The following is a 13,606-nucleotide window of genomic DNA, read 5'->3' on the forward strand; positions in this document are numbered from 1 at the left end:
CGCTCAGGTCTGTGCCGCGCGAGGCTCTACCCCTCACTTCCGACAATCCGCCCGCCTACATCTTCTGGTGCGATTGCCACGGTCTTGACGACGGCATAACATTCCGCCCCCTCAACCAGCCCCAGCGCATCCGCCGAACGGCGGGTGACGCGCGCGAGTACCATGCCCGCGCGGGTACGGACCGAGACGATGGCCCCCGGCCCCTCACCGGCGCGCAGGCCCGCCACCGTGCCCTGCAAGACGTTCAGCGCCGACAACCCCTCGGGCTTGCGGTTGGACAGGATCACCTCTTGCGCCGCGATCCGGACGCGCAGTTCTTCGCCCTCCCGATGCGGTATGTGCGGCAGGAACAGCCTGTCACCCCCGGCATCGAGCTCGGTTAGCCCATCGGCGTGATGCGCCCTGACCCGCGCCTGCAGGATCGCACCAACTGCGCGGACGCCGGCAGGCGCAACGGCCGGGTCCGCCAGCACCTCGGCTGCCGGGCCATGGCGGGCCACTTTGCCGTCCTGCAACGCCACGACCGAGGTCGCCAGCCGCGCCACCTCGGCGGCGGAATGGGTGACGTAGAGGATCGGGACCGAGACCTCATCCCTAAGCCGCTCGAAATAAGGCAGGATCTCCGCCTTGCGCGCCTCGTCCAGCGCCGCCAAGGGCTCGTCCGCCAGGATCAGGCGGGGGCTGGCCAGCAAGGCACGGCCGATGGCGACACGCTGTTTTTCACCGCCCGATAGCATCGCGGGCCGACGGGTCAAAAGGTGTCCGATGCCCAGCATCTCTACCACCTTATCTACACTCTCGCGTTGCGCATTCCGGGGCGCGAACCAGCGGCCATAGGCCAGGTTCTGCCGCACGGTCAGATGCGGAAACAGGCGCCCCTCCTGAAAGATGCAACCTAGCCTGCGCCGATGCGGCGGCAGCCATAGCCCTTGGGCGGTATCGAACAGAACCCGGTCGTCAATCGCCACCCGCCCCGCCTGCGGCCGCAGCAACCCAGCCACCGCGTTGATGATCGTGGTCTTGCCCGAGCCCGAGCGCCCGAACAGCACCGTCACCCCCGGCGGCGCATCGAACGTCGTATCGAGGTCGAGCCCGCCGAGGCGGTGGGTCAGGCGCACGGACAGGCTCATGTCCCGGCCACCCTAGCCGCGGCACGGCGGCCCACATGTTCCGACAGCAAGAGTGCGCCCAGCGCCACGATGATCGAGATCACCACCAGCCGCGTCGCCGATCCTTCACCGCCCGGCACCTGCAGGAACGCGTAGACCGCCGAGGGCAAAGTCTGGGTCTGGCCGGGGATGTTGGAGACAAAGGTGATCGTGGCCCCGAACTCTCCCATTGCCTTGGCAAAGGCCAGGATGGCCCCCGTAATCACGCCCGGCAGGATCATCGGCAGGGTCACGGTCAGAAACACCCAGCCTCGCGACGCGCCCAGCGTGGCGCCCGCCTGTTCCAGTTTGGGGTCGACCGCCTCAATCGACAATCGGATGGCACGGACCATGAGCGGAAAGGCCATGACACCGGCAGCCAACGCGGCTCCGGTCCAGCGAAAGGCGAACACGATGCCCATCTGTTCCAGCAACCCGCCCACCGGTCCTTGCGTGCCGAAAGTCAACAGCAGCAGATACCCGGTCACCACCGGCGGCATGATCAGCGGCAGATGCACCAGCCCGTTCAGAATCTGCCGCCCCGGAAACCGCCAGCGGGCCAGCGCATAGGCGGCCAGAACCCCTAGCGGCAGCGAGACCAGCGTGGCCCAGAACGACACCCGCAGCGACAGGGCAAGCGCGCTCCACTCTTGCGGGCTCAGCCAGTCCACGGGCCTACTCCTCGGGCAGGGTAAATCCCTGCTCCGAAAATATCCGCTGTGCCGTATCGCCTTGCAGATAGGTCAGAAATTCACGCGCCTCCGTGCCGCCGCGCATGGTGACGGCTGCCGGGTAAACGATGGGCGGATGCGCCGTTTCGGGGATATGGGCCACGATCTGAACGCGCTCCTCGGCAAGTGCATCGGTGGCGTAGACTATCCCCAGCGGCGCGGCTCCAGTCGCGACCAGCGCCAATGCGGCCCTTACATTGTCGACCTGCGCGACTTTTCCCGAGACGCCCTTCCACAGGCCGAGGTGCTGCAAAGCCGCCTTGCCGTAGAGCCCTGCGGGCACCGCATCGACCATGGCCATGGCCAGGTAACCGCCTTTGAGCCGCCCGATCAGATCGAATGCCGACCCGATCTCAGCCACCTGACCTGCGTCCTCAGACCCCACGAGCACAAGGCTGTTACCAAGCAAATCCACACGTGTGGCGGTGTCGATCTGGCCGCCGGTTTCCAGCACATCCATCCATTTTGAGTTGGCTGAGACAAACACATCCGCAGGCGCGCCAAGTTGGATCTGCCGCGACAGGATCGGGGAACCGGCGTAGGACAGCGTCACGGATTGACCGGTCTCAGCTTCGTAGTCAGCAGCGACCCGGTCCAGGGCCGTCTTGAGGCTTGCGGCGGCAAACACCGTCAGCGTCTCGGCCCGGACCAAGGCCGGGGCAAGTAGGACAGCGCCCAGGACAACGGCCATGGCACAAAATCGTCGGGCGCTGGACAGGATCATGACCACATCCATGACTTCTTTGGGTTTCTTCGGGAATATCGGAGCGCAGACAGGACAAGCAAGGTCTAATTTTCTCTGCCTGCCTCGCGGCAATTGCCAGTAGGCAGGGACCCGATTCCCGGAACGGCGTATTGATCGACCAACCCGTCAGGAAACCATCACAACAAACGGCTTTCACTCGGAAGTTTCTGGCCGGAGCGCCAAAAGGTCAAAACATCTTGTTCATGGCCTCACCTTCCAGATCCAGCCGATGCTCGACCTTGCCGTTTTCAGATTGACCGCCCTGATCGAGTATTCGGGCTCAAAATCTTCGTCCCGAAACCACTGGTTCAAAGGTGTATCGTCATTGCCCTCAAGGACTGCCGTCTGACCGACCAGTGATCAATCGCCATCCGCACTTGAGCCGCGAACTCTGAGTGCGACCGCGGTGCGATGTGTTTTTTCGGGAATGCTCCCGTCTTCCAGCCAGGTCAGCATGGTCTGCGCAACCCCCTGCCCGAAACCCGCCACGTCACAATGAACCGAAGTCAATGACGGCCAGGAATGTGACGCCTCTTCGATGTCATCAAATCCCACAACTCTGAAATCCGAGCCGATTGAACGTTGCAGTTCATGGCAGCCCGCGAGAAGCCCAAGTGCGACAAGATCGTTAAAACAAAGCGCGGCATCGCAGTCGGAATATTCGCTGGCGAGACGCATGGCGGCTTCACGCCCGAAAGAACGGCTGGCTTTACCGGTCAGAAGAAGCGGTTGCATCGAAACTGCGTCAAGCGCTTCAATGTAGCCCACCATGCGCTCGCGCGTGACATCGCGTCCCTCAAGCCCGCCGACGAATGCAATCCTCTGCGCGCCCTGCTTCAGAAGGTGCTGTGTGGCGATGCGGCTGCCCTCAAGATAGTCCGGCGCGGCAAACGGAAAGCGATCGGTTCGCGCATCCACCTTGCGCAAAACCTGCATGGCCGGAATACCGGCACGTTCGATTGTATCGAAGGCATCGGACACCTCTCCGTAGGCCGGTGAGACGATGAGCCCGGAAACCCCGTGCTCGATCATGGCACCGACAACCTGCGCCTGGATACCGGGATCTTCATCGGTGTTGGCAACAACGGTGGCATATCCCCTGCCCGCGAGCGCCATTTGGAGCGACGTCGCGAATTCGGTAAAAAACGGATTGCGCAGATCGTTGATAACCAGACCGATCAGCCCGACATTGGCGGTCCGCATCTGAGCCGCCGCGCGGTTGTAGACATAGCCGATGCGCGCCATTGCTTCGCGCACCTGCTGTCGGGTCTTTTCCTTAACCAACGGGCTGCGTTGCAACACGAGGCTGACGGTGGACTTGGACACCCCGGCCTCTTTCGCCACATCCTTTATCGTTGGTCTGCGATCCATGGGCGTGCCCGTATCAGATGCCGTGCAGGGCCAGCAACGTCTTCATGCGGGTCACCGCGAGATCGGGGTTGGACAGAAGACGTGCCTGATCCGCCAGGCGGAAGACGTTGGCATAGTGGGTGATGTCCCGGCTGGACTGAAAACCTCCGGGCATGATGAAGTGGGACTGATACCCGTTGAGCCAGGACAGAAAAGCGATACCCGCCTTGTAGAACCGGGTGGGCGCCTTGAAAATTTCCCGGCTCAGGGGCACGGTCGGCGCCAGCAGCGAATGAAACCCCGGCAAGTCGTCCTGTGCCAGAGCCTCCAGCGCCTGTGATGCGGCAGGCGCAATGGCCGCGAAGATGCCCAGAAGCGCATGCGAGAAGTGGGCTTCGTCCCCGGCGATCAGATCGGCATAGTTGAAATCATCGCCCGTGTAGAGCCGAACGCCATCCGGCAGGCGGGCGCGGAAGTCTTCCTCATGAGCCTGATCGAGAAGAGAGATCTTGATCCCGTCTACTTTGGCTGGGTTCTCGGCGATCAGGTTGAGGACGAAGTTGCTGGCATCCGCTACGTCAGAGTGTCCCCAATAGCCGGACAAAGCTGGATCGAACATGTCACCCAGCCAGTGCAGGATGACCGGCTCAGCAGCCTGGTCGATGAGCACACGATAGACGCTGTGATAGACATCCGGCGCCGCGCTTGTGGCCGGAAATGCGCGCGAGGCCATGAGGATCAACTGGCCACCCGCAGCCTCGATCGCCTCGGCCTGATCCTGATAGGCCGCGCGGATGGCGTCTGAGGACGTAAGCGCCTCTAGTGGCCTGTGATCGGTGCCGGCGCCGCAAGCCACGCGCGGCCGCATGGGGTGTGCCTTGGCCGCGGCCATTGTGCGCTGGATAAGTTTCAGCGCCGTGGCCCAGTCAACACCCATACCGCGCTGCGCGGTATCCATGGCCTCGGCCAAACCCAGGCCCTGATCCCAGAGGCCACGGCGAAATGCCAGCGTGGCATCCCAGTCCACGGCAGGTCGGGTGTCCCACGGGTTTCGCTCTCTTATCGGGTCCGACACCACATGCGCCGCCGCGAAGGCGGTGCGGGTCAGCGGCACCTTTGGCGCCCGCGGGATCAGCGGATCGCCAACAAGCTCATAAGGGATGATTTGGCCGTCTTCGGTGGGTAGGTTCAGCATGTCTCAGCTCTCACGTTTCGATATCGAGGACCAGAACACCGTCCAGCCCACCTTGTGCATTGGCAACGATCTGGCCGCCGAGCGCCTTGTGTTCTTCGTTATCGGCATAGGCCTGCAGCGCGTCCCAACTGTCAAAATCAATGGTGAAACCGTGCATATATCCCCGCTCAATCTGTTCTGGGCTTTCCGAGCGTCCGCCAACAAAGTTGCGCGCGCCGGGCAAGGTTTCGGCGACGCGGGCCAGCCCGGAATAGATGTCCGAGATTGTCTGTTCAGAAGTTTCAGGGGCGAACCGTGTCAGGACAATATGGCGGATCATTGGTAAAGCTCCTGATCTTGTTTGATCATGTCAGCGGCCTTCTCACCGATCATGATTGACGGGGCATTCGTGTTCGAAGAGTTGACCGTCGGCATGATCGAGGCATCCGCCACGCGCAGGCCGTCAATCCCGTTGAACCTCAGACGCGGGTCAAGCACCGCACCTTCATCCACCCCCATGCGACAGGTGCCCGCGCAGTGGTGCGAGGTTTTCGAGTGCGTGCAGATGAAGTTGAAATAGTCTTCGTCGGTCCGAATGTCCGGCCCGGGAAGCCGTTCAGCCAGAATGTAGGGTTTCAAGGCATCCTGCGCGAGGATGTTCTGGACGAGCTTGAGGCCACGGATCGACATCTCGCGATCATAGGGATCGGCAAGGTAATTCGGATCGATAAGTGGCATGTCGTCCGGATTGGCTGAGCGCAACCGAACGCTGCCCCGTGACCGGGGCCGCAAAAAGCAGGCGTTCAGCGTCACGCCACCATTGGGCATTGCCGCAACCCCGGCCTCGATACCCGTGCCCAGACCCAGATGCATCTGGGTGTCCGGCGAACGTGCATCCGGGTCGGCATACCAGAACCCCCCGGTTTCAAAGAGGCTGGACGCCACGGGACCCTTCCGAGTGAACAGATATTGCAGCCCGGCAATCGCCGACAGATGCGGTTTGGCAAAGCGATCATAGGTATGGGGGCCGGTCACTTCGCAGATTGCGTAAAGGTCCAGATGATCCTGCAGATTGGCCCCGACATTCGGCTGATCCAAAACCACGTCTATTCCAAGCCTACGAAGTTCATCCGCAGGACCGATACCGGAGAGTTGCAGAAGCCGGGGGGAACCTATCGCGCCAGATGAGAGGATGATCTCACGATCAGCGGAGATCCGGGACCCGTCGAGCAGTTCGACGCCGGTCGCCCGCCCACCCTCGACAAGGATGCGGCGCACCTGCGCGTCGGTGCGGACGGTCAGGTTCGGGCGTCCCCTGTTTGGCGCAAGAAACGCCATTGCCGCTGACGAGCGCCGCGCGTTCCGCTGGGTGAGTTGGTAGTATCCGGCACCATCCTGTTTTTCACCGTTGCAGTCATCCATGCGGGGAATGCCGACTTGGTTGGCGGCTTCGATGTAAGCCTCGCAAATCGGCAAAGGGGCGGCGGGTTGGCTGACACCAAGGGGACCGCCTTTGGCGTGGTATGCGTTGTCAAACGTGTCGTTGTCTTCGGATTTGCGAAAATAGGGCAACACGTCGGAGTAACTCCAACCTTCGCATCCGAGCTGTCGCCATTCGTCATAGTCCTGAGCGTTGCCACGGGTGTAGATCTGGGCATTGATCGCCGAGCCTCCGCCGATCACCTTGGCCTGCGTGTAGTTAAAGACCTTGTCCTGCATGTGACGCTGTGGAACCGTCGACCAGCCCCAACTTGCGATGCCTTTGGTCATCTTGGCAAAGCCCGCGGGCAGGTGAAAGAACGGGTGACGATCACGTCCGCCGGCCTCCAGCAGCAGGACATTGGCGTCGCGCACTTCACTAAGCCTCGCGGCCAGCACCGACCCTGCCGAGCCGCCGCCAATGATGATGAAATCGTATCCGTTGGTCATGTCGGATCTCTACAGGCGCGGAATTGACAGCCCGCCGTCGACGGGAATGGCCGCGCCATTGGCAAAGCGCATCTGACCGGTGGCCATGGACACCGCGATTTCGCCGATATCCTGCGGCTCTCCCCATCGCATGGCCGGTACCAACCCACCTTCGATCCGCGAGGTGTATTTGTCGCGCACCCCGGCGGTCATTTCGGTTGAGATGATGCCGGGCCGCAGTTCGAACACCCCGATGTCATGCGGGGCCAGACGCACGGCAAACAGCTCGGACATCATGGATGCCCCGGCCTTGGACACGCAGTATTCGGCACGCTCGGGCGAGACCATGGTGGCGCTGACCGACGTGACGAAGATGATAGAGCGGTAGTCGTCTGTCGGCTGCGTCAGCATCCGCCGCGCCACGCCCTGGGCCAGAAAGAACGCTCCGCGCAGGTTGATGTTCTGCACGAAATCCCAGTTCCCCGGGAGAAGATCGAGCATGTCGCCCCGGACCGGCGCCCCGACCCCAGCGTTATTGACCAGCGTTGTCACGGGTCCCATCTCTGCCTCGATCGCATCCAGCAGGACCGGGATGTGATCAATGTCGGACACATCGTGCTGGAAATAACGAGCAGTGTGCCCCAGATCGCCAAGCGCAGTGCGGACCGCCTCGGTATCCGCTGCGGAACGCGAGGCGATGGCCACGTGGAACCCGGCCTGCGTTAGTTGCCGCGCGATACCCAGGCCGATGCCCTGTTGCCCTCCAGTGACAAGCGCAACCCGTGTCATGCTGCAAACTCCGTTTCGGATATGTGTCGCGCGGCACGCAGGGCCAGCGCGGCAATGGTCAGAGCGGGATTGACCGCCGCCGAGGTCGGCAACACCGACGCATCAACGATAAAGAGGTTCGGATGGTCATGTGCCCGGCAATAGGTGTCGACAACGCTGCGGTCTGGGTCATCCCCCATGCGTGCCGTTCCACATTGATGAGACGGGGTGCGCCGGTCGAAGGCCTGCGATAAGACAATCGGGAACCCCGCCTTACGCAGGCAGGACTTCAACTTCGACACCAAGGCTTCATGCGCGGCCCAGTTCGAACGTTGCCAGTCCAATGTGATCTGGCCGTTTTTCACGGTGACCCGGCTCTCGGGATTGGGGAGGTCTTCGGACATGGCATAGAAATCAAACGACCGGGTGGCTATCATTCCTGCCAGCCAACGAGGCAATGGCGAGACCGCTGACAGGATAGGACCTGAGATCTTGCCCAGCAGCTGGATATTACCCAACGGTGCGCCTCCCCCACCATCAGAGAGGTAGAAATCGTTGACCATCAGCGTTTTCTGATAAACCGCCCGGTTCTTGCGCCATGGATGGAGTGCCAGCACGGCAGAACAGTTGTGGTTCATGAAATTCCGCCCCACCTGATCCGAGCGATTGGCCAAGCCCTTTGGATAGTTGTCATTGGCCGATGTCAGCAGCAGTGCCGCGCTTTGCACGGCGCCGGCGGACAGGACGACAATCGGGGCCTGAACCGTTTCCTGCATTCCGTTTCGGGCGTAGCGAACGTTCGTGATGTGCCCGCTGGCATCCGAAGTCAGACTGGTGACATGGCAACCGGTCATAAGCTCGACATTTGCATGTTCGAGGGCCGTTTTGATCCCAACGGTTTCCGCATCCATCTTGCCCCCACATGTATCGGGATGACCGTCCCAGGGGTGCTGCCCTGCGGCCAGCCAGGTGTCGATATCCACCGCAAGGGGCAGTGAGGCCGGGTTTAACCCGGCGCCACGCAAACGCCGGCGCAGATCAATGATATCGGGCTCGTCCGGCACAGGCGGATGGCTGAAATCGCCGGACCGCTTGGGCTCGGTCGGATCCTCTCCGGCCTTTCCCCGCACCTGATAGAGCTGCTCAGCGGCGAGATAGTCCGGTTCCAACTCCTGATAGGAAATCGGCCAACCCGGGGTCTTGCCTCCGGCGTGCCGGATCGGTGCAAAATCCTGTTCCCGGTAGCGGATTAGTACGGCGCCATAAAATTTCGAATTGCCGCCGACGTTGTAGAAGTTCCCCGGATTGAACCGCTGACCGGCACCGTCAAACCACTCCTCATCCGGGCGAAAGACGCCATCGCCGAATATCGCCTGCGCATCGCGGTCGGCTGCGGATGGCCTCAGGGCTTCGCCGCGCTCCAGGATCAGGATCCTGCGGCCAGACGGGGCCAGCGCGGCGGCGAGCGTCGCGCCGCCCATCCCCGATCCGATTATGACAATGTCGGGCTGCATTACAGCTGGATGCGAGCTTCGGTTTCCGGATCGAACGCGATGGCCTTTTCCATATTCACCGCAAACTCAAAGTCCTGTCCGGCCCGGACATCGGCGTCCGAGCGCATCCGGGCAATCACGTCCTTGCCGCCAAGTTGCATCGACACGAACATGTCCGACCCGGCAGGTTCGGTCACCACAATGCGGTTGCTCAGAGACGCAATATTCCCGGATTTGCGATCGGCGCTGTCATGATCCGTGATCGCTTCAGGCCGAATGCCAAGGAGGATATCCCGTCCGTCCCAGGCCGTAAGGTTCGGCTGGCTAAAAGGCAGCCGCGCTTTCGAACCGTCGTACAGAACGATCTCGGCCTGCGGCGCGCCACCATCTACACGAACCACCGCCGGGACGACATTCATTGCCGGAGACCCCATGAACGTCGCCACGAAAATATTCTCCGGTTTGTCATAAATCTCCTGCGGCGTTCCCAGTTGCTGGACATAGCCGCCGTTCATGACCGCGATCCGGGTGGACAGCGTCAGGGCCTCGATCTGGTCATGGGTGACGTAGACGATAGTGGTGCCAAGGCTTTGATGCAGCTTCTTGATCTCTGTGCGCATGTCCACGCGCAGCTTGGCATCCAGGTTCGACAGGGGCTCGTCGAACAGGAACACATCCGGATTGCGAACCAGCGCGCGCCCCATGGCGACACGTTGCCTTTGTCCGCCCGAGAGTTGCCCGGGCTTGCGGTCAAGAAGTTGCTCGATCTGCAACAGCCTCGCGACATCCTGCATCGCCTTTTCCCGCTCGGGCTTGGCAACCCCATGCATCTCGAGGCCAAAGGTGATGTTCTGGCCAACGGTCATATTCGGGTAGAGCGCGTAGCTCTGGAAAACCATGGCGATGTTGCGTTTGGACGGGTGCACCCCGTTCATCACGTTGTCCTTGATGCGGATCTCGCCGCTGGTGATTTCCTCAAGCCCCGCGATCATGTTGAGGAGTGTCGATTTCCCACAGCCGGAGGGTCCGACAAGAACAAGGAATTCGCCCTCTTCGATAGAGATGTCGACCTTGTGCAGAACTTCGACCGACCCGTAGGACTTGGTGGTGTTGTCGATATCAAGAAACCCCATGGGTCTTATCCTTTCACGGAACCGGCCATCAGGCCGCGGACGAAATAGCGCCCGGCAACGATGTAGACGAGCAGAGTGGGCATGGCGGCAAGGATCGCGCCGGCGAAATGGACGTTGTACTCCTTAACGCCATGCGAGGCCTGCACGAGGTTGTTGAGGGCAACGGTCATGGGCTGGCTGTCCGCACCGGCAAAGGACGCCCCGAACAGGAAATCGTTCCAGATGTTGGTGAACTGCCAGATGACCGACACCACCGCGATGGGCCCCGACGACGGCAGCAGGATGCGCCAGAAGATCTGAAAGAATCCGGCCCCGTCGATCTGCGCGGCCCGGATCAGCTCGGTCGGGAACACGGCATAGTAGTTGCGGAAATAGAGCGTGGTGAAGCCGATACCGTAGACGACATGCACCAGAGCCAACCCCCAGGTCGTGCCCGCAAGCCCCATGAGCCCCAGCATCCGCGCCATCGGGATCAGCACGATCTGAAACGGGATGAAGCAGGCAAAAAGCATCAGTCCGAAAAGGATAGTGTCATACCTGAACCGCCACTTGGTTAGCACATAGCCGTTGAGCGCACCGAGAACAGTCGACACCGCGACAGCCGGCACAACCATCTTGATTGAGTTCCAGAAATACGGGGCGAGCCCCGTGGGTTCCACACCGATCTGCGCCGATGACCAGGCCTTGGCCCAGGGTTCAAGCGTGAAGGCCTGCGGCAGGTTCATCATCCCGCCCCCGGTGATTTCCGAGAGCGGCTTAACCGAATTCACCAGCATCACGTAAAGCGGCAGCATGTAAAACAGCGCAAAGAGCACGAGGACCAGATAGATCAGTTTGCGGGTCACACGGCCGGTTCGGATGGCGGTATCCTGAGAAGCGACGGACATCAGCGTTTCTCCCGCAGTTCTGAGTAGAGGTATGGGATCATGATCGCCGCGATGGTCATCAGCATGATCGTGGCTGACGCAGCGCCAATGCCCATCTGGTTCCGGCTGAATGTGTAGGAATACATGAACGTCGCGGGCAGCTCTGTGGCGCGCCCCGGACCGCCCCCGGTCAGTGCAATGACCAGGTCAAAGGTCTTGATCGCCAAGTGCGACAGGATCACGAAGGCCGACAGGAAGGCGGGCCGCAACTGCGGAATGATGATCCGGCGATAGAGGTTCCAGTTGCTGGCCCCATCCATCTGCGCCGCTTTTAGGATTTCGTTGTCGATCCCTCTCAGACCCGCCAGAAACATGGCCATGACAAACCCGCTGGTCTGCCAGACCGCCGCGATGACGACGGTGTAGATGGCAAAGTCGCGATCCTTGATCCAGTTGAACCTGAAACTCTCCCAGCCCCAGGTATGCATCACGTTTTCCAGCCCGATGCCGGGGTCCAAAAACCACTTCCATGCGGTGCCCGTGACGATGAAGCTCAACGCCATGGGATAGAGATAGATGGGGCGCAGCAGACCCTCCCCCCGGATTTTCTGATCAAGAAAAATGGCCAGCCCCAGGCCGATCGCCGTACAGATCGAGATGTAGAGGGCCGCGAAGATGCCCATGTTCTTCAGCGAGATTTCCCAGTGGCTGAGGCGCCAGAGTTTCGAGTAGTTCTCGAACCCCACCCAACCGTAACTGGGCAACAGACGACTGTCGGTGAAGGACAGATAAACCGAAAACAGGATGAACCCGTAGACAAAGACCAGCATCATGGCCACCGATGGCGAGAGCACCAGTTTCGGGATCCATGCCTGCAGGCGTGTCTTGAAATCCGCGTCGGCTGAATGAGCCATAACGCGCCCTCCTCGTCAGATTACTTCTTCGCAGTGGTCGCCAGAGGTGACGGGGCGACGGAAACCGCCACCCCATCGGGGGAGGATCACTTGGCGATCGAAACCGCGTCGACAAGCTCTTCAACAGCCGTCTGGCTGTCGTACTCGCCGTTGAAATGCGCGGTGACGACATCATAGATCGCGTTCTTCACGGATGCCGGTGCGGCATGTCCGTGTGCCATGGAACCAAAGAGGTTGCCCGAGGCCGCAGCGGCCGCAAGATCCTTCATGCCCTGCTTGCCGCACGCATCAAAGTCCGCGTCGCTGACATCGGTCCGTGCCGGCACCGACCCTTTCACGACATTGAATGCCGACTGGAACGACGGGGACAGAATAGCCGAGGCCAGAGCCGCCTGTTCTGTCGACACCGCGCCGCCTTGATCGAACATCATGAACTGGTCCGCGTTGAACGTGACCTGCTCGGTCGTGCCGGGGAAGCGGAAGCAAAGGAAGTCTTCACCCGGAACCTTCCCTGCGTTCAGGAACTCGCCCTTGGCCCAGTCTCCCATCATCTGAAAGCCAGCTTCGCCATTGATCACCATTGCAGTGGCAAGGTTCCAGTCACGGCCCGAGAAGTTGTCGTCGACATTGGCGCGGATCACCGCCATGCGGTCAAACGCCTCTTTCATGGCGTCCGAGCCCAGCGTCTCTTCATCAAGGTCGATGAACGCGGCCTTGTATCCGTCCGGCCCCAGAACCGACATGGCAATGGCATCGAAAACGGTGGCTTCCTGCCAGGCCTGCCCGCCATGTGCGATGGGTGTGATGCCTGCGGCCTTGAGTGTATCCAGCGCCGCGGTGAACTCTTCCCAGTTCGTCGGCACGCCAATGCCATTGGCGTCCAAGACCGCTTTGTTGGCCCAGACCCAGTTGGTGGAATGCACGTTCACCGGGGCCGATACCCATTTTCCGTCAACCTTGGCAAAGGCCTTGAGCGCGTCCGGCACCACATCGTCCCAGCCTTCCTTGGCGGCAACTTCGTTCAGGTCGGCAAGCGCCCCCTGATTACCCCAATCCAGAATGTCGAAACCCAATCCCTGAACGGCGGTCGGCGCGTTGCCAGCAGTGACGCGCGCGCGGAGCACCGTCATCGCCTGCTCGCCTCCGCCCCCTGCAACGGGCATGTCCGTCCAGCCGATGCCCTGCCCTTCAAGGTCCTGTTTCAACACGTTGAGCGCGGCCGCCTCACCGCCCGATGTCCACCAATGAAGCACCTCGACATCACCGGCTGCCGCCACCGTTGTCGAAGCCATCAGGGCGCCGACAATCGCCGCCTTTGTCTTCAGAATTGCACGCATGTTGGTATCCTCCCTTTTGCGTTCTTACTTGTCCCGCAC

13 protein-coding genes are annotated in these 13,606 nt (G+C 61.3%); all 13 read right to left on the reverse strand.

The window, feature by feature from the left end:
- Nucleotides 1-26: 26 nt before the first annotated feature.
- Nucleotides 27-1,130: a molybdenum ABC transporter ATP-binding protein gene (gene modC, locus AB3N21_RS13625; protein WP_367935721.1), complete on the reverse strand. Its 1,104-nt coding sequence runs from the start codon at nt 1,128-1,130 to the stop codon at nt 27-29.
- On the reverse strand, nt 1,127-1,819 hold the full coding sequence (modB, locus tag AB3N21_RS13630) for a molybdate ABC transporter permease subunit (RefSeq protein ID WP_367935722.1): 693 nt from the start codon (nt 1,817-1,819) through the stop codon (nt 1,127-1,129). The genes modC and modB overlap by 4 nt, the downstream gene beginning before the upstream one ends.
- Nucleotides 1,820-1,823: 4 nt before the next feature.
- Nucleotides 1,824-2,603, reverse strand: a complete 780-nt coding sequence (gene modA / locus AB3N21_RS13635; protein WP_367935723.1) for a molybdate ABC transporter substrate-binding protein — start codon at nt 2,601-2,603, stop codon at nt 1,824-1,826.
- 381 nt (nt 2,604-2,984) lie between these two features.
- Entirely contained in the window at nt 2,985-3,995 is a 1,011-nt protein-coding gene (locus AB3N21_RS13640; RefSeq protein ID WP_367935724.1) for a LacI family DNA-binding transcriptional regulator, read from the reverse strand.
- 13 nt (nt 3,996-4,008) lie between these two features.
- On the reverse strand, nt 4,009-5,169 hold the full coding sequence (locus tag AB3N21_RS13645) for a dihydrodipicolinate synthase family protein (protein WP_367935725.1): 1,161 nt from the start codon (nt 5,167-5,169) through the stop codon (nt 4,009-4,011).
- A 10-nt stretch (nt 5,170-5,179) separates the two neighbouring features.
- A complete protein-coding gene (locus AB3N21_RS13650) occupies nt 5,180-5,488 on the reverse strand; it encodes a Dabb family protein (protein ID WP_367935726.1) in 309 nt (102 codons plus the stop codon).
- Nucleotides 5,485-7,077, reverse strand: coding sequence for a GMC family oxidoreductase (locus AB3N21_RS13655; protein ID WP_367935727.1), 1,593 nt, complete (start codon nt 7,075-7,077; stop codon nt 5,485-5,487). The genes AB3N21_RS13650 and AB3N21_RS13655 overlap by 4 nt, the downstream gene beginning before the upstream one ends.
- Before the next feature lie 9 nt (nt 7,078-7,086).
- On the reverse strand, nt 7,087-7,845 hold the full coding sequence (locus AB3N21_RS13660) for a 3-ketoacyl-ACP reductase (RefSeq protein ID WP_367935728.1): 759 nt from the start codon (nt 7,843-7,845) through the stop codon (nt 7,087-7,089).
- Nucleotides 7,842-9,338 carry a GMC oxidoreductase gene (locus AB3N21_RS13665; RefSeq protein ID WP_367935729.1) on the reverse strand — a complete coding sequence of 499 codons (1,497 nt, stop codon included), beginning with the start codon at nt 9,336-9,338 and terminating at the stop codon, nt 7,842-7,844. The genes AB3N21_RS13660 and AB3N21_RS13665 overlap by 4 nt, the downstream gene beginning before the upstream one ends.
- Entirely contained in the window at nt 9,338-10,450 is a 1,113-nt protein-coding gene (locus AB3N21_RS13670) for an ABC transporter ATP-binding protein (protein WP_367935730.1), read from the reverse strand. The genes AB3N21_RS13665 and AB3N21_RS13670 overlap by 1 nt, the downstream gene beginning before the upstream one ends.
- A gap of 5 nt (nt 10,451-10,455) precedes the next feature.
- A complete protein-coding gene (locus AB3N21_RS13675) occupies nt 10,456-11,337 on the reverse strand; it encodes a carbohydrate ABC transporter permease (RefSeq protein WP_367935731.1) in 882 nt (293 codons plus the stop codon).
- On the reverse strand, nt 11,337-12,230 hold the full coding sequence (locus AB3N21_RS13680; protein WP_171180732.1) for a carbohydrate ABC transporter permease: 894 nt from the start codon (nt 12,228-12,230) through the stop codon (nt 11,337-11,339). The genes AB3N21_RS13675 and AB3N21_RS13680 overlap by 1 nt, the downstream gene beginning before the upstream one ends.
- An 86-nt stretch (nt 12,231-12,316) precedes the next feature.
- The gene (locus AB3N21_RS13685; RefSeq protein WP_367935732.1) at nt 12,317-13,567 is read right to left on the reverse strand and encodes an ABC transporter substrate-binding protein; all 1,251 of its coding nucleotides are present in this window, start codon (nt 13,565-13,567) and stop codon (nt 12,317-12,319) included.
- Nucleotides 13,568-13,606: the final 39 nt, after the last annotated feature.

The sequence above is a fragment of the Ruegeria sp. genome (genome assembly GCF_040830605.1).
In the GTDB taxonomy this organism is placed as follows: domain Bacteria; phylum Pseudomonadota; class Alphaproteobacteria; order Rhodobacterales; family Rhodobacteraceae; genus Ruegeria.